The following is a 16,804-nucleotide window of genomic DNA, read 5'->3' as shown; positions in this document are numbered from 1 at the left end:
CCAACTCACGACAATTTGTCAGAATCGGCCAGCTGAATTCTTCTGCCGCGCTATGTTTGCCCCATGCCGCAGCCAGCGCAACCGCACCGCACCAGCAAGCAACAAACCGCTGTCATTGCCCGCCGATTGAAGGCGTTTATCGGCAAGCCGTACCTTTTCCATCCCGTTTCGGTGGTGGAGACGTTGGTGGCCACCATCCTTTCGCAAAACACTTCGGACCGGAACAGCGAGCGCGCCTACCGCCAGCTGCGCGTCACGTGGGAATCGTGGGACCAACTTGCCCAGGCGGACCAGGGTGAGCTTGCCGCAGCAATCCGCGTTGGGGGGCTGGCCGAACAGAAATCCCGAACAATCCTGAACGCCTTGCGGGCCCTGCGCCAACGGCATGGCAATCTAGACTCCATCACCTTTTCCGACACCTTTGCGGACCTTGATGATGATGCCGTGCTTGCCGAACTCACCTCCATTCCCGGCGTTGGCCTGAAAACCGCAAGCTGCGTTCTGATGTTCGCCCTGGGCCGCGACGTTTGCGCGGTGGATACCCACGTCCACCGCGTGGCCAATCGCCTCGGGATCGTCCACGCCCGAACCGCCGATGCCACCTTCCACGCGCTGCGCCCGCTGCTTCCCAAGAACGCCGCCGTGCAGTTCCATGTTGACCTGATCCGATTTGGCCGGTGGGTCTGCAAAGCCCAACGCCCGCACTGCTTCCACTGCCCACTCTATCAGCTGTGCCAATGGCCCGAACGCGAAGCCATTGCTGCCGCTGCCCAGCCCGGACCCAATCCTGTAAGTGGCGATATTCTTCTCTCCGACATCCTTCGCCCACACCACTGATGGCTATCAATCGTCAACTGCTCCCGCTCGGCAACTCACAAGCGCAATTCGCAAACCACAACTCATAGCTCATAACCATGCCAACCCACATTCCGCTCCTACGGCTCCCACAGTTTGAAACGTCGGGACTGAGGGAGCCCATAGATGCTCGGATGATCGTACTTCGCAACCTCTCCCGATTCACCCCGGAACACCGCGCCATCCTTGCCGACGCGCTCCTTGCCGATCTGCACCGCTGGAATGCCCCGCCGCAAGCGATTGCCGCCGCCGAACGGCTTCGCCAGCCGAACGCCTACGCCGTGGTGACGGGGCAACAAGCCGGGCTGCTGACCGGCCCGCTCTACTCTATCTACAAAGCAATGGGGGCGGTAATCCAGGGGAGGAGGCCGGACTATCAGTTCGTCCCGGTCTTCTGGATTGAAGCCGACGACCACGATTTCGCCGAAGCCAGCGCGGTTGGGGTGCTGGACCGCGCCGGAAAACCGGCCATGCTTCGCTACGACGACGGCGACCCGCGCCCGCTCCATGTTGGCGACCGCGTGGTGAGCCAGGAAGGCTTGCTGGCGCTTGCTGAATCTTTGCGCCAACACCTTCTTCCAACCGATTTCTCCGACGCAGCAATCGGATTGCTGACCGACAGCTACCGCCCGGGCGAAACCCTTGCCGACGGCTTTGCCCGCGCATTCTACGCGATTGCTGGCGACGTTCCCATCGTCCTGCTGAACTCCCGCTCGGCCCCGCTGAAACGGCTTGCTGGCGATCTGTTCGCCGCAGCAATCACCGAGCGCGACGCGGCGTTTGCGGCGCTTTCCAAATCCACCGAATCGTTGCGCGCATCGGGAATATCAACGCCAATCGAGCCGAAGCCAGGGATGCTGTTCCTGACCCACAACGGGGAACGGCGCGGGCTGGAGCCGCAGGGGGGGGAAGGCTACCGGATAAAAGGGACGGAGGAATGGATTTCCGAAGCCGAGCTACGCCAGATTGCCGCCACCGCGCCGGAGCGGCTGTCGCCAAACGTTGCGTTGCGGCCAATCATCCAGGATGGAATCTTGCCAACGACGATCTACATCGGCGGGCCGACGGAGCTTGCCTACCAACGCCAGGTGAACCAGCTCTACAGGCTGTTTGGGGTGGAGGAACCGACAGTGATCCCGCGCCCGTTCGCCACGCTGATCGAGCCGAAAGTGAGGCGGATTGTTGAGCAGGGGCGGTGGGGGATTCAGGAGTTGCTGAACCCAGCGTTCGACCCCGCAACCGCGCTGATGGATGGCCAGCTGAACGACCAACTTCACGCCGCCGCCGAACGTGCGTTGGCTCTGGTAAACGATGCCGAGCAAGAGCTTGTGGGGATTGCTGGTGAGATTGATGCCTCGCTGAAAGGGGCCTTGGGGGCCGCCGCCACCGCCGCCCGGAAGCAGTTCGATGACTTCAGCAAGCGGCTGCGGTCCGCGCTGAAGAAGCGGGAGCAAACCGAGGCGGACCGCCTAACCGCTGCGCAAACGCTGGTCCTTCCCGACGGAGCGTTGCAGGAGCGTTTCCTGAACCCGATCTACTTCATCAACAAATTCGGGTTGGATGGATTCCGCGCCATGCTTGGCCAGCTTCAGGCAGGGGAGGGGCTGATGCAGCTGATGGATCTGTGAGAAGCCGATGGAGTGCCGAATGAAGAAGGGGCGCAATGGTTCGGTTCGTTGCGCCCTGGATGTCTGGTGGTGGTGGTGTCCATCTTGGCTCATCCAATTCGGTCCATCCAAGCCTATTCTCTGCCATGCGTGTTCTTCCGTTGTTGCTTGCTGTGGTTCTCTGCTCCTGCCTTCCTGTTCGGAAGTATTCTTTTGTTGAGCCGGAAAGCCAATCCAGCAGGGTGATGGTGTACCAGGACGAAGGCCTTACCTGCACAATGACGGTGCGCCCAGAAGTCCGTGGCCGGATGACGGTAAGCACCGAAATGAACGCAACCTTCCCGCAGCAATTCAGGGTGGAGGATTGCGTGGTGCAAGTCCGTTGCGCCCCTGGCAACCAGCCTCTGCCACGCATCTTCAACTATGAGTTATTCTCCTGGCAGATTGCTCCCGGGGTTTCCGACACAACGTTGAAGCATGGCTACATGGAGCTTCCCCAGGCCTCCATCTTCCGCGACCCACGTTACACCATCGTCCAGCAATTCCAGCGCGGCGACTGCCAGCAACTGCTGGTGGTGCTCAATCTCCGCCTTCGCAATCTTCCCGCCGACACCACACTCACCATTGCCGAAACCCGGACATTCGCATTGACTTCAACCGTGAAAATCGAGTCTTTTTTCGGGCATTAGCGTTGTGGAGGGAAAGCCAGACTTTCAATCAGCCGAGGGGAAAACTTTCAATCAGCCGAAGAATAACGGGCGTAAAATCCCGTATCAAGGTGACGAGAAGAGGTGTTGAGTGGCTATGAAAGCTAGCACCTTCACCCCCCCGCATCCTCCTTCAGCGTCACGTTCCCATGCTTCACTGCCAGCTGGCCGCAGGCTGCTTCGATGTCTTGGCCGGAGCTTGAGCGGACCATCACTTGAACGTCGTGGGCGCGGAGCATCGCCACAAAATTGTCGAACTGCTGGCGGGTGGTTGGGTGCAGCCGCGCCGAGATTCCGGTGGGGTTGGTGAAGTTGATGCTGTGGAACGGGATGATGTTCACCTTGGTGGGGACCCGCCGCGTCAGCTTCGCAATCCGGCGTGCGTCCTCCTCGGTGTCGTTCAATCCCTCGAACAGGATATACTCAAACGTGACCGGCCTTCGGGTTTTGCGGTAGTAGTACTCCACTGCGTCCATCACCTCCGTCAAATCATGCCGCCGGTTGATCGGCATCAGCTCGCTCCGCAGCCCGTTGGTGGAGGCGTGCAACGAGATTGCCAGCTTGATCTTCTCCCCCGCGTCGGCCATTCGCCGGATCCCTTCCACCAAGCCCGAGGTGGAGATGGTGATGCGCGAAGCCGGAACCAGATCGTTCTCCGGCGCGGTGAACAACGCCACCGCGCGGAACACCGCGTCGTAGTTCAGCATCGGCTCCCCCATTCCCATAAACACGATGTTCGTGATCTTCTGCCCGGCAGCCTCCTGGACCCGCAGGAACTGCTCGATAATCTCACCCGCCGCCAAATTCCGTTTCAGCTTCATCGAAGCGGTTGCGCAGAACTTGCAATCAAGCGGGCAACCAACTTGGGTGGAGATGCAGATGGTGCGGCGTTTCGGTTCTTCCTGGTCGTCGCGGGCCTCGCTGGGGATCAGGACCGACTCGATGTTGAAGCCGTCGTGGGTGCGGAACAGGAACTTGATGGTCCCATCGCTGCTGGTTTGTTGGTCGGCAAGGGTTAGCGTGCGGAGCGTGGCGGTTTCGGCAAGGCGTGCGCGAAGCTGGCGGCTAAGGCTGGTGATGTTGGCAACGTCCGGCACGTGGCGGCGGTAGGCCCACTGGTACACCTGTTTGGCGCGGAACTCCGCTTCGCCGATGCCGGCAAAAAACGTGGCCAGCTCCGATAGGTCCATTCCCAGCAGCGATTGCCGTTGGGTCCCATCGGAAGCCGTAAGCGATATGGAGAAAGGAGCAGGTTTCATGGCTGGTGTAGTTCGGATAGGGTAAGTGCAAGCTGCCCCCCGCGTGCGTGGCGGCGTGCCCCTTTCTGCTGGGGTGTGGTGGATGCCGCCGCCAATGCCTTGTGAAGGATTGCCTCCAGCAAGCGGCTCCGCTCGGTTTCGGCGGCGGTAAGCTGTGCCTCCAGTTCGTCGCAGATGGCCATCAACTCATCCACCTTCGCAACAATGCGGTGCTGCTCGGCAAGGGGGGGGAGGGCAACGATCATACGGCCAAGCGTTTGCCCATTGACATTTGGTTGACCACCTCCTCTTGCCCCGTCCTGTAATTGCTTCCAATAGAGTGGTGACTCAAGGAATAACTTGAGATATTGGTCATATATCAAAGACGACCCCTGCACTCGAATCAAATACGACGCAAACACTGCTATGACTGGTATTTCCCTAACAAGGAATGTCTTTCCGATTGTTCCTCCTGTTCGTGCAATCAGGATATCACCTTGCTCAAGTCTGTATTGATTAACCTCAGACTTAGAGATTTCGCATCCGGGTACAGAATCCCAAACGACAGAATTATTCTGAATATCAGTGATTCTCAAAAGTCGGACTTCAGTGAGAGAGCGATTCGCTGATGCCGTATATCCATAATGGATCTTTTGACTAATCGTAGCTAATCGGGTCCAACACCATCCAGTAGGTAATGGAAAGGGGTGTTCGTCCATCCGTATCATTAATGCCGAATCCTGTTTCTTGGCCTTGCCTTCCCTCACCAACCGTTCTTTCTCCTTCTGAATTTTCTTCAGGAGTTCTGCTGCGGGTTCATCATCGGGGTGTTGGTCCACAAGTTTGCCGCGGACGGCAAGGTTCAGGATGGTTTGGCGCAACTGCTTCACGTGCTCCACCCGGGTAGCAAGGCGTGGGAGGTTGCCAAGGTAGAATTGGGCATGGGTGCGGAATGTTGTTGCGTCGGTGCTATTGCTCAGGCGTTGCAGCAATGCCGCCACCAGCCGGTCCCGCTGGTTCTCCTGTTGTTGCTCTGCGGCCTCCAGTTCGTCGCAGATGGCCATCAACTCATCCACCTTCGCAACAATGCGGTGCTGCTCGGCAAGGGGGGGGAGGGGGAAGGCAAACCCAACAATCTTAATCTTTGAGATGTTGGGTTGAGCACCGCCTTCACTTGCTAATTGAAACTGCGTTCTCTGAGAAAGAAGGAAGTTGAACAAATAAAGATTGAGTATCCCTGAAAAAGGTGTGCAACCGCAAACGGCCTGATTCGTGACTGCCGGTTCAGCAAGTATTGCGACTTTTCCAATTGTCGCACCGTACATGGCAATGAGAACATCGCCAGGTTGGTTCTGCCGGAATGAGCAGTTAGCAAGTGCTAGTTCAGTGACGGTTTCTTCTGAACCAACTAACTGGCGATTGTCATTTAGTTCGCCAGACTTTAGCCAGGTTACCGCTCCACCAAAGAATTCAAAGTTTCCTCGAGAGGGTGTTGATCCAGACCCCCAATCACCGATATCTCCTAGTCGGGTCCACACCCACTGGCTAGGGATGTTGAAAGGCTCATCATTTTCATTGATAGGCAATGTTGTCAGCTTTTTGATTTCCCCACTCTTCACCAACCGTTCTTTCTCCTTCTGAATTTTCTTCAGGAGTTCAGCTGCGGGTTCATCATCGGGGTGTTGGTCCACAAGTTTGCCGCGGACGGCAAGGTCCAGGATGGTTTGGCGCAGGCGTGGGATTGCGCCGGTGGCATTGGCAATGCGGTGGAAGTGGGCAAGAAGTTGTTCGGGGTTCATCGGAGCAATGCCTCCTGAAGGATCGTGCTCAGGCGGTTGCGGAGCTTGGCGGTTTCTGCTTCGGCGTTGTCCAGGCGTGCCAGCAGTTCTTCGGGGTCGCCGTGGTCGTCGGCAACGGTGTGTGGGTTTTTGAAGTCAAGGTTGTAGCCACGTGCCTTCACGTCGGCGGCGGCAACGCGCCAGGCCACGGGGGTTTCCACGCGGCCTTGCCGGTTGGCGCCGCCCCACCATTCCACGCATGGCTGCAGGTGTTCAATCCGTATGGGGCGGGTCATGGAGTAGGCTTTTTGGCCTTCGGGCACGCGGTGTTCGTAGAACCATATCTCCTTGGTGGGGGTCCCTTTTTCAAAGAAGAGGAGGTTGGTGCCGATGCTTGCGTAGGGTTTGAAGACGCTGTTCGGCAGGCGGACGATGGTGTGAAGGTTGCATTCTTCCATCAGGTGTTCTTTCAGGCGTGTTTTTACGCCTTCGCCAAACAAGGAGCCATCGGGCAGGACCACGGCGGCGCGGCCCGTAGGTTTCAGCAGGCGGATGATAAGGGCCAGGAACAGGTCCGCGGTCTCGCGTGTTTGGAAATGCTTCGGGAAGTTCCCCTCGATTCCATCTTCTTCGCGCCCGCCAAAGGGTGGGTTGCTCAGGATGATGTCAACGCGGTCGCTGGCGGTGTAGCTGGTGTAGGGGCGGGCCAGGGTGTTGTCGTGCTTCACAACGCTGGGGTCTTCAATTCCGTGCAGCAGCATGTTGGTGACGCAGAGCATGTGGGGGAGCTGTTTTTTTTCCACAGCGCGCAGTGCCTGCTGCATTGTTTGTTCGTCCTGGACCTTCCGGACGTAGCGGTCGCGCATTTGGCGAATGGCGCTGGTAAGGAATCCGCCGGTGCCGCAAGCCGGGTCCAGCAGCAGTTCGCCCGGGCGGGGGTCAATGCGGTCCACCATGAATGCGGTGACAGCGCGTGGGGTGTAGTATTCGCCGGCGTTGCCGGCGCTTTGCAGGTCGTTCAGAAGCTGTTCGTAGATGTCGCCGAAGTGTTGGCGTTCGGCCAGGTTGTTGAAGTCAACGGCGTTGATTTTGTTCACCACTTGGCGCATCAGGTGGCCCGATTTCATGTAGTTGTAGGCATCCTCGAAGACGTCGCGGACAACGCGGCGGCGGTCCCCCTGCTGGCCCGTGCCGGCCAGCCCTTTCAACCCCGGGAACAGCTGTGCATTGATGAAGGATAGAAGTTCATCGCCGGTGATTCCTTCGGGGTTGGCGGCCCAAGCGCGCCACTGAAGGTGGGGCGGGATTGGGGAGCGGTAGTTATCGTGCATCAGCTCCAGTTGCTGGTCCTGGTCGTCAATGATTTTCAGGAAGAACATCCAGCAAAGCTGGGAGATGCGCTGGGCATCGCCATCAACGCCAACATCCTGGCGCATGATGTCTTGGATGGATTTAACGGTATTGCGAACGGACATAGGTTAGGCTGCTTCTTGATTAGGCTGCTTCTTGATAGAGTGCGGTTTGGAGTTCATGGACTGCGCGCTCGAAATCGGCGCGGGCGCCGAACTGGCGGATCAGTTCAACGGGGGTCCCCATGGTATCGAACGGATTGATCTGGAGGATACGAACGTCGTGGAAGTCAAGGACCGCTTCATCCTGATATTTCTGCAGGAGGGCTTCCAGGACGGCGCGGGCCGTGGGGCCATACTTCGTGAAGATGTCGCGCTTGCGCACGTTTTCGGCACGTTCGCGCCGGGTAAGTGCTGGGCGGTCGAATGCCACGTGGCAGATAAGGTCAAAGGGGTCCAGATTGCTGCCAACTTCATCGGCAATCGGTTCCAGCGGTAGGCCTTCGGCGGCCAATGCTTCGATAATCGCCTGCTTGCGGTCGGCGGCGTTCCACTGGTTCAGGAACTGGTCCAAGCTGGCAAATCGCTTGCGCAACTCGGTCTTCGTAAAGTCGCGCAGGCTTTCGGTAATCAGCTTTCCCCCTTCGTCAATATACTGCACCCGCTCGCCGATGATATTGACCTGCACGCCATCCACGTAGATCTTCGGATTCTCGAAAACGCCGCCGCCGCCGCCGCCGCCAAACGGAGGGTCAAGGATGATACGGGCCTCCTCATCGGTGGAGTAGGTGGTGGCGTCGGCCTCGTCGTCATCGGGTGGGGCAATGGGGTCCTCCTCGCTTGGTTCGTAGATCTGCACTGGCTCGCCGTCGAACTCGGGGTCGGCAAAATGGTTGGTTGCGCCACGGAAGTCGAGCAGGGTGAAGTAGTACTTTTTGGTGTCGTCGTGGATGCGTGTACCGCGCCCAACAATCTGCTTGAATTCGGTCATGGAGCCAACCTCGCGGTCAAGGACGATCAGGCGGCAGGTCTGGGCATCAACGCCGGTGGAAAGCAGCCGCGATGTGGTGACGATCACGGGGTACTTTGCTTCTGGGTCAATGAAGTTGCCCAGCTGTGCTTGGCCGATAGGGTCGTTGCCGGTGATGCGCATCACGTAGCGGTCGTTCTGCTGCACCAGGTCGGCGTTTTGGTTGACCAGTGCCTGGCGCATGCGTGCGGCATGCTCGGTATCAACACAAAAGACGATGGTTTTCTGGAACCGGTCGCCGCTCTCCTTCAGGAAGTCGGTGATTTTCTTGGCGACAATTCTTGTGCGGTTGTCAATAACGATGCTGCGGTCGAAGTCCTTGGTGTTGTAGATGCGGTCTTCTATCTCATCCCCATTCCGGTCCACAGTTCCTTTCTCCGGGCGATAGCCCTGAACATCAACATTGATATGAACCTTGACGACCTTGTAGGGCGCAAGGAACCCATCGCGGATGCCTTGTTTCAGGGAGTAGGTGTACACAGGCGGGCCGAAGTACTCAATGTTGGAGACATAGGCTGTCTCCTTGGGTGTGGCGGTCAGGCCAATCTGGGCAGCACCGGAGAAATGCTCCAGAATTTCGCGCCATGCGGAATCTTCGGCGGCGCTGCCACGGTGGCATTCATCAATCACGATAAGATCGAAGAATCCTGGGGAGAGTTCGCGGAAAAGTTTGTCGCGTTCTTCCGGGCCGGTGATTGCCTGGTACAATCCCAGGTAGATTTCGAACGAGGTGTCAATGCGGCGTTTGGTATCGAGTGCTGTGGGGAGTTCCACCTGGGTGCCATCCTCCCGCTCAATGGTTTTTGCATTTGTGCTGAGCTTCGCCATTGCGGATCCAAATGGGCGGAAGTCGTTCACCATTGTCTGGTCAATCAGGATGTTGCGGTCGGCAAGGAAGAGTATGCGTTTCTTCTGCTTGGCCTTCCAGAGCCGCCAGATAATCTGGAATGCGGTGTAGGTTTTGCCAGTGCCCGTGGCCATTACCAGCAGGATACGGTTTTGGCCTTTTGCAATGGCCTCGATGGTGGCGTTAATGGCGTTGGTTTGGTAGTAGCGCGGGGTCTTGCCGTCGTGATAGGGTTGCAGGATCACGGCTTCTTGTTCGGGGCTGATGCCTTTCCAATCGCAGTATCGCCGCCAGAGTTCGGCAGGGGTGGGGAAGCCATCCAACGGAAGTTCCGATTCCATCTGGGGGCTGTTTCCGGTGCGGTCGTGAAAAACAAAGCCATCGCCATTGGAGGTGAAGACGAAGGGGATGTTGAGGGTCTGGGCATAATCCAGTGCCTGCTGCATCCCATCGCCCACGGCGTGCTTGTTGTCCTTGGCTTCGATAATGGCAACCGGAATGTTCGGCTTGTAGAAGAGCACATAGTCGGCAAACTTGGCATTGCCCTTGTTCACAAGTTTGCCCCGGACGATGATGCGCCCCTTGGTAAAATAGAATTGCTCCAGCATCTGGGTTTGTTCATCCCACCCGCATTTCCGAAGCGCGGGGGTGATAAACTTGGTGCAGATGTCGCGTTCGCTTAAGGACTTTTTATCAAAAACACTCATGCCAATTCACCTCATCCGAATGGGTTGTTGATAGGTTGCCGCTACTTGCTATCGCACCACAGGCAGGGCAACGGTGTGAAGCGGGCTGTGTGGCCTGTGTGAAGCTGGCGTAGCTTCTGGAAAGCATTCCGCAGGCCGTGAAAATAAATCGCTGATTTGGTTTCCTGGCGGCTCGGCCCCAATTCTTTTCGTTGGTTGCTGTTGCTTGGGTCGTTCGGGGGGCAACTCTTCTCGCAAAATTGGGGAAGGCGGTGCGGCTGCGGTAGCGGGCTTGCGCGGTGGATGCTTTGCATGAAGGGATGGGTGGGGCAACGAATGCTGACGGCTGCCGGGGCCGCACGCTATGGCTGGTTCGGCACTTTGAACTGCGCCTTGTACTCTGTGAAAAAAAGAACGACGGCGAAGAGTGCTCTTCGCCGTCGTATCTTGCTTCTGGGTGCCCGGAACAGGAATCGAACCTGCACGTCCGTACGGACACTACACCCTGAATATAGCGCGTCTGCCAGTTCCGCCATCCGGGCCATTTCCCCAACGGGGAGGGCAAATATAAGCCAGTCTAACCCAATCCAAACGCTTTCAGACCCGGAAAACTGTATCATGAAATTTCTCCTATCGTGCGCACTCCTTTTTCTGGTGGGCCTTGCGGTGGCCACCGCGCAAACCAAAACGTTCTCGCCCCTTGTCCCGCGTGATAAGTTGGAGTACATCGTCGTGCTGGAAAGCGGGGATCGCTTCCGCGGGAACGTTGTGGCCTCGGGCGATACCTTCCAAATCAAGACGGAGTTCGATATCGTCCGCGTTCCGAAGAACCTGATCAAGGAGTTCATCCCCATCACCTTCCCCCGCGACACCTACCTGCACCGCTCGCAGCACTTCCTGATGCCGACCGCCTCGCCAGCCGGACCGGGGTTTAGCTTGACGAACTACGAGCTTGGGTTCCTGTATGCCACCTTTGGGCTGGGATATGGGGCAACCATCAACGCGGGGGCAACCATCGTCCCAACGGTTTCGCTGAAATCGCAGCTTTATCACGTCAACGCAAAGTTTACGGTGGAGCGGGAGAAGGATATGGAGTTCGCGGTGGGGGGGACCTACACCTTCTTCACCACGGACCACCCGTACGCGCATATCTACGGCGTGGGGACCTTTGCGCTGGGGACGGGGCGGTACTCGGCCATGATCTTCTACAAAGCGGCGGGGGATGAGCAAGCCCCTGTGAATATCCTTGGTCCCGGGGAGGACACCACGCAGTTCACCCTGTACTATCAAGGAGCAATGGGCGCGGCTTTCGGGTTCGACGCTCCGGCCTTCGGTCGCGACGATATGTTCTGGGTGGGGGAGATTGCCACCAACGATTTCTCGCGCCCGGAGAACACGGTCTCGATGGTTGGCATCCGGCTGCAGAACGAGCATCTTTCGGCGGATTTCGGAATCGCCCTTTCCGCCGCCCCGCTGGTGCTTCCGGTGACGAGTTTTCGGTATCGGTTTTAGAAGAAAACCGCGACCATTGCGCCCGCTGTTATCCCTTCGTGGGATTCGTGTCCAGCAATAAAACTGGAGGTTCCCAATGGTCCGATTGTGCATGATGCTGCTTGCGCAGCTGTGTGGCGTTGCGATTGCCGCTGCCCAACTTCAGGTTACCCGTGATGTTCTGCTTGATCCATTCGTTGATTCGGCAGCAGCCGTTGGCTTTTTGCAACACCAGGGGATCACCCTTGAGGTGAACCGTGGCTACGGCTCCACCGATGGTGAGGTGGCGTGGGACATCAAAGCTGGCGGGTTTATTGAACTGTACCGCTGGTCCGATGCCACCCTTTCGCTGCTGTTTGGCAATGAGATGATTGGCAATGCCAAGAACGACATCGGCTTCAACCCGCGCCAGGTCCGGTGGGAAGAAGCGTTGGCTCTCTCCAAAAAATTTGGCAGCGTCACCGTGCAGTTGGGGGGGATCCATCAGTGCAAGCATGATGTTGACAACTCGGACCCTGTGGACTCGGACGACCCCGACCTTACGGCGATTGCCAAACGGGTGGTTATTCTTAGCGGACCCTACGCTGCGGTGGCACTGCCAGACCTTCAACTGCTCAACGGACTTTCGATTTCTACCTATCTCCGTGCCGACTGGTATCCGGCTTCTTCGGAGTATCGTTTCCCGGCCAACAACGGCGGGCGCAGCCTTGCCGAAGCAAGCGGAAATATCACCGCAGGGGGGCGAATAACGTACTTGGTTGGCACGGCTGGCCAGGCCTATCTTCTCGGTTGGGGGGCATGGTCGGTTCCAGGTGGGTCGCTTGCGGAGTCGGTCAGCTTCCGTTGCGAGGCGGGCGTTGGGTTGAAGGGGGGAATTGGGACGTTGCGGCCATACGTTGCCATCGAGCGGTTTGCCGACGATCTAACCCGCTACTTCCCACAACGCTCAACCGTTACCCAAGTGGGGATCCGTTTCACCAGTGCCATGCTGCGGTAACGTTCCTTTGGGCTTGGGGGTCATATCACTCAGAAAATCGGTCTGCATCCACTATTTGCAATCACGCATAATCCGTTCAACAATCCCAAGAAGGAGAGTGTAGCATGAAATTCCCTACCCCGTTTGCACGGTGGTGGGGCTTGGCGTTGATGCTGGCAATCATGCCGGCGATGGCCTGGTCCCAATCAAAAGTTCGCGTTGTTCATCTGTTGCCTGGTGGGCCGGCAATGGATTGCTATTGGAACAAGGAAACCACACCGCTGGAAAGCGCGATGAACTTCGGCGACGGCTCCAAGTATGTCGTCACGGAGATCACCGAGCCGGCCGGGCAAGGTTTCCGGGAAGTGAAGATGACCCGCGCCGGCCAGGCAACCACCATCTTCACCCGTTCCTATCCTATCGTCAAGGATAGCTCCTACACCGTCTATCTGTTTGGCGTTAATCAGCCGCTGAATATCTCGCAGGTGATTCTTGGCCGCCATAAAGTGGTTGCTGGGACCAACGCGCTGGGCGTGGTTCGTTTCATTAACGGTTCCTCCGATGCTGGCAAATTGGATATCAGCATCACCGATGCCAAAGGGAACAAGAACACCACCCAGCAGCTTGATTATCAACGCTTCACCGGCTACCAGTCGTATGCCAATGGCGTGTGCACGGTTGAGGTGTCGCAGGCCGGTGGGCCGGTGTTCTACCGCGCTACGTACAACCTTGCGGCAAACCAGATCATCACCATTGTTCCATCGGGGCGGCTGGCGGTTCCCGGGGAGTTCAAGTTGCGTGTGGTTGATGAAACCAACGACAACACCCAGATGCCGCTGGCCCAGATGACCCCGTTGTTGGAGAACAAGCAATCCACCTTCCGCGTTGCCCACCTTGTCCCCGATGGCCCCGCGCTCGATTTCTACGTGGATAACATCTTCCCCGCGCTTGGCACCGGCCTTACCTACCGCAACGCCACGGACTTGATGACCACCGGCGACGGAAACCACACCATCAAGATGATTGCCCCTTCGCTGAAACCTGGCGACACCACCTTCAAAACCATGGCGATGAAGCTGAGTGCCGACACCATCTACACGTTGGTCCCGATTGGCTCCATGGCCACCACCACCAGCGTCGTGACGCTTGCCCGTGGCAAAACGGTAAACGTGCCGGCGGGGAAATCGCTAGTGAGGATTCTGCACGCTGGCGTTGGTGCGGGCATTGTGGACCTTAAAATCACCGATGCCAACAACAACAAGGTCAACCGCGATGCCATTAACTACGGCACGCTGATTCCAGCAATGGAGCTTCCCGCCGGCGCAACGCGGATTGACATTGCTTCCAGCGGCGGTGCAACGTATATCAGCACCACGGGGGTGATCCCTGCCGGCAAAATGCTTACGCTGGTGCTGAACGGGCGGAAGGATACCGAAGGGGAATTGAGCTTCACGATCGTTGACGAAACTGCCGACGCTGCGCAGATGCCAATGGCCACCTTCACCTACGTCCCGCAAGGGGAAGCAAAGGTGCGGATTGTCCATGCCGCGCCAACGGTCCCTGCGGTTGACATCTTTGTTGATAACGTCACCCCAGCCGCCGAAGCTAACCTGTCGCCACGGAACGCTACGGCGCTCCGCTCGTTTGCCCCGGGCACGCACAACGTGAAAGTCCGATTGGCCGGCGCAGGAATTGATAGCCCCGTCGGGATTGAATCGAACTCCCTGCTGAATGCCGACTCCGCCTACACGATTTATGCAATCGGGCTAACGCAGCCTGTTGCCTTGACCCGTGCCTTCAGCCTGACAACGCCCGCCGGAAAAGGGCTGGTGCGGTTGCTCCACGGGGCGGAAGATGCCGGAACCGTTGACGTGAAACTGACTGATGCTTCCGGTGCATCATCGGAACTGACGGGTGTTGCGTTCAAGGCCTTCAGCGAGTATCTGCCGCTTCCCATTGGGCAGCTGACGGTGGAGTTGAAGAAGGATGGGAAGGTGTTCTATCGCGCTCGCGGATCGGTGGAAAGTGGCCAGCTGGCAACCATTGTGGCCAACGGAAGCGTGACCACGGGCGATTTCAAGCTGAACGTTGTGGTGGACAACAACGATGCCGAGCAGAAGCCCCTTGCTGAGATGACCAGCCTGCCAATCCAGGCGGTGTATCAGGACCGGGCAATGGTGACGGGGATGAGCATCACCCCGAACCCGGCAGCCAGCGTCGCCACGGTTAGCTACGGCTTGCTGAAGGAATCGGAAATCACCATCCGGCTGTTCGATGCCTTCGGCCAAGAAGTTGGGCGGTTTGGCCGCGCAGCCGCTGCCGGGGACCAGCAAGCCGTGATCGGGACCGAGGGGCTGGCAAACGGTTTCTACCGGGTGATGATTAACGCCGCAAACGGCCAGGTTCTTGCCAGCGATAACCTGATAATCGCACGCTAAAACAACCCCGCCCCACACCAACAACAACAACAGCGGGTTCGGCACCATTACGGCGCGGAACCCGCTGTTCCGTTCGTATCAGTTTTTCGTATCCGTTCCGCGAAAATCTGCCGGAAACCATCCGCCTTGCCTGCGCCTCCATTCTGGGCATTTGGCCGCCGTCATCAGTAGTAACGCTCTTGATAGCCCCTTCCCACACCGTTATTCTCTCCCCAATGTTAATTTCGCGCACCGTTCTGCTTTGCCTGTGGCATTTGCTTGTGGCATGGCGGGCTTCACTTGCGCGAACTTCTGCATGGACTTCGATCTGTTCAACGGCCTGACCAGTGGCGGCCAGACCTTTCTGCTCATCCTCTGCCTGCTCATTGCTCTTGGCTTTGAGGTGGTAAACGGCTTCCACGACACCGCAAATGCGGTTGCTACGGTGATCTACACCCGGTCGCTTCGCCCGTGGGTAGCGGTGGTTTGGTCGGGTATCTGCAACTTCTTTGGCGTTTTCCTTGGGGGCATTGCCGTTGCCCTTGCTATCGTCCATTTGCTTCCGGTGGACCTGCTGATAACCAAAGGGACCGGCGGCGGGCTTGCTGCCGTGCTGGCGTTGCTGGTGTCGGCGGTGCTGTGGAATTTGGGGACGTGGTACAAAGGGCTTCCCGCTTCCAGCTCGCACACGCTGATCGGCGCGATTCTTGGGGTTGGGTTGGCAAACTCACTTCTCCCGGGCCATGTTTTTGGCGATGGTGTCAACTGGAGCAAAGCCGAAGGTGTTGGGCTTGCTCTGCTGATTTCCCCCTTGATCGGTTTCACCCTTGCCGGAGTTTTGCTTTGGATATCGAAACGGACCATCCGCCAGCCCTATCTGTACGATAAACCCGCCGAAGATGCCCCCCCGCCATTCTGGATTCGCGCTCTTCTTGTTCTTACTTGCACCGGTGTCAGCTTTGTCCACGGCTCGAACGATGGCCAGAAAGGGGTGGGGCTGATTATGCTGGTGCTGATCGGCATCCTTCCGGCGCAGTACGCCCTGAACACCGCCATGACCCACGCCGAAACCGAGCGCACCCTGAACGCCGTGCGGAAGCTGGAGCAGACCTTTGCCGCAGGGGTAATCCTTGAGCCGGCATTGCCAGCATCGGCAAGCGTGCAGCAGGCTGGCTTTGCGCCGCAAGGCGCGCCCACCACTGCCGCCGCTGCCTCAACGGTGGCAACGGTGCAAGGGGATTTGGCGTTGATCCGGAAATTGTTGGAAGGGAAGGATACGCCAAAAGATGTGCCGAAGGAGCAGCGGTGGGAAATCCGCAAAAGCGTTCTGCGGGTGGATAACGCAATCGCCGTGGCGGAAAAAAATGGGAACCTTGCGCTTCCCCCCGAAGCCAAAGCCGCAGTGAAAAATTACCGGAGCGACATCCGCGCAATCACCGATTACGCGCCGTCGTGGGTGATGGTGGCCGTGGCAATCGCCCTGGGGCTTGGCACCATGATCGGCTGGAAACGGATCGTCGTCACCGTCGGGGAAAAAATTGGAATGGGGCATTTAAGCTACGCCCAAGGTGCCTCGGCAGAACTGGTGGCCATGAGCACGATTGGGATTTCGGCAGTGGCCGGATTGCCCGTTAGCACCACCCACGTCCTTGCCAGCGGCGTTGCCGGAACAATGGTGGCCAACCGCGCCGGCCTGCAAAGCGGGACCGTTCGCAAAATCGCGCTGGCCTGGCTGCTAACGCTCCCAGCCTCGATGCTGATGGCCGGCGGACTCTATCTCCTGTTCCGGTTGTTCGTGTAATCCTCCCCCTCTCCGCATTCTT

Annotated in this window: 11 protein-coding genes and 1 tRNA gene; 7 read left to right on the top strand and 5 right to left on the bottom strand. The window is 58.1% G+C overall.

The features are described 5' to 3' along the window. The first annotated feature begins 63 nt into the window (after positions 1–63). From IPM61_00810 to IPM61_00800, 3 genes are all read left to right on the top strand, one after another. A complete protein-coding gene (locus IPM61_00810; protein ID MBK8909847.1) occupies positions 64–837 on the top strand; it encodes an endonuclease III in 774 nt (257 codons plus the stop codon). Positions 838–989: 152 nt separating this feature from the next. Then, entirely contained in the window at positions 990–2,483 is a 1,494-nt protein-coding gene (bshC, locus tag IPM61_00805) for a bacillithiol biosynthesis cysteine-adding enzyme BshC (protein ID MBK8909846.1), read from the top strand. Between the two features lie 125 nt (positions 2,484–2,608). Then, positions 2,609–3,151, top strand: a complete 543-nt coding sequence (locus tag IPM61_00800; protein ID MBK8909845.1) for a hypothetical protein — start codon at positions 2,609–2,611, stop codon at positions 3,149–3,151. A 131-nt stretch (positions 3,152–3,282) separates the two neighbouring features. Here the strand turns inward: IPM61_00800 and rlmN are convergent, their stop codons facing one another. The 5 genes from rlmN to IPM61_00775 all read right to left on the bottom strand — a co-directional run bounded on the left by rlmN (position 3,283) and on the right by IPM61_00775 (position 10,639). Next, a complete protein-coding gene (gene rlmN, locus IPM61_00795) occupies positions 3,283–4,428 on the bottom strand; it encodes a 23S rRNA (adenine(2503)-C(2))-methyltransferase RlmN (GenBank protein MBK8909844.1) in 1,146 nt (381 codons plus the stop codon). After that, positions 4,425–6,206 (bottom strand): restriction endonuclease subunit S, encoded by a 1,782-nt coding sequence (locus IPM61_00790; protein MBK8909843.1) that lies wholly within the window; start codon positions 6,204–6,206, stop codon positions 4,425–4,427. The genes rlmN and IPM61_00790 overlap by 4 nt, the downstream gene beginning before the upstream one ends. Continuing rightward, positions 6,203–7,660 carry an SAM-dependent DNA methyltransferase gene (locus IPM61_00785; GenBank protein ID MBK8909842.1) on the bottom strand — a complete coding sequence of 486 codons (1,458 nt, stop codon included), beginning with the start codon at positions 7,658–7,660 and terminating at the stop codon, positions 6,203–6,205. Before IPM61_00785 ends, IPM61_00790 begins: the two co-directional genes overlap by 4 nt. Before the next feature lie 19 nt (positions 7,661–7,679). Continuing rightward, positions 7,680–10,118, bottom strand: a complete 2,439-nt coding sequence (locus IPM61_00780; GenBank protein MBK8909841.1) for a DEAD/DEAH box helicase family protein — start codon at positions 10,116–10,118, stop codon at positions 7,680–7,682. A 437-nt stretch (positions 10,119–10,555) separates the two neighbouring features. After that, positions 10,556–10,639: transfer RNA gene (locus IPM61_00775), tRNA-Leu, on the bottom strand. Positions 10,640–10,715: 76 nt separating this feature from the next. On the opposite strand from IPM61_00775, the gene IPM61_00770 reads away from it, so the two are divergent. The 4 genes from IPM61_00770 to IPM61_00755 all read left to right on the top strand — a co-directional run bounded on the left by IPM61_00770 (position 10,716) and on the right by IPM61_00755 (position 16,782). After that, a complete protein-coding gene (locus tag IPM61_00770; GenBank protein MBK8909840.1) occupies positions 10,716–11,609 on the top strand; it encodes a hypothetical protein in 894 nt (297 codons plus the stop codon). Between the two features lie 76 nt (positions 11,610–11,685). Beyond that, the gene (locus IPM61_00765; protein ID MBK8909839.1) at positions 11,686–12,585 is read left to right on the top strand and encodes a hypothetical protein; all 900 of its coding nucleotides are present in this window, start codon (positions 11,686–11,688) and stop codon (positions 12,583–12,585) included. Positions 12,586–12,689: 104 nt separating this feature from the next. Further along, on the top strand, positions 12,690–15,002 hold the full coding sequence (locus IPM61_00760) for a DUF4397 domain-containing protein (GenBank protein MBK8909838.1): 2,313 nt from the start codon (positions 12,690–12,692) through the stop codon (positions 15,000–15,002). A gap of 295 nt (positions 15,003–15,297) precedes the next feature. Further along, a complete protein-coding gene (locus IPM61_00755) occupies positions 15,298–16,782 on the top strand; it encodes an inorganic phosphate transporter (protein MBK8909837.1) in 1,485 nt (494 codons plus the stop codon). Positions 16,783–16,804: the final 22 nt, after the last annotated feature.

The sequence above is a fragment of the Chlorobiota bacterium genome (assembly GCA_016710285.1).
Taxonomy (GTDB): Bacteria; Bacteroidota; Ignavibacteria; order OLB7; family OLB7; genus OLB7.
The sequence above is the reverse complement of the archived record's forward strand: the minus strand, read 5'-3'. Positions and strand labels throughout refer to the sequence as shown.

Bases quoted from the DNA above. Each gene is read 5' to 3' on its own strand.
- IPM61_00810 (MBK8909847.1), top strand. From the start codon at position 64: ATGCCGCAGCCAGCGCAACCGCACCGCACCAGCAAGCAACAAACCGCT.
- bshC (MBK8909846.1), top strand. From the start codon at position 990: ATGATCGTACTTCGCAACCTCTCCCGATTCACCCCGGAACACCGCGCC.
- IPM61_00800 (MBK8909845.1), top strand. From the start codon at position 2,609: ATGCGTGTTCTTCCGTTGTTGCTTGCTGTGGTTCTCTGCTCCTGCCTT.
- rlmN (MBK8909844.1), bottom strand. From the start codon at position 4,428: ATGAAACCTGCTCCTTTCTCCATATCGCTTACGGCTTCCGATGGGACC.
- IPM61_00790 (MBK8909843.1), bottom strand. From the start codon at position 6,206: ATGAACCCCGAACAACTTCTTGCCCACTTCCACCGCATTGCCAATGCC.
- IPM61_00785 (MBK8909842.1), bottom strand. From the start codon at position 7,660: ATGTCCGTTCGCAATACCGTTAAATCCATCCAAGACATCATGCGCCAG.
- IPM61_00780 (MBK8909841.1), bottom strand. From the start codon at position 10,118: ATGAGTGTTTTTGATAAAAAGTCCTTAAGCGAACGCGACATCTGCACC.
- IPM61_00770 (MBK8909840.1), top strand. From the start codon at position 10,716: ATGAAATTTCTCCTATCGTGCGCACTCCTTTTTCTGGTGGGCCTTGCG.
- IPM61_00765 (MBK8909839.1), top strand. From the start codon at position 11,686: ATGGTCCGATTGTGCATGATGCTGCTTGCGCAGCTGTGTGGCGTTGCG.
- IPM61_00760 (MBK8909838.1), top strand. From the start codon at position 12,690: ATGAAATTCCCTACCCCGTTTGCACGGTGGTGGGGCTTGGCGTTGATG.
- IPM61_00755 (MBK8909837.1), top strand. From the start codon at position 15,298: ATGGACTTCGATCTGTTCAACGGCCTGACCAGTGGCGGCCAGACCTTT.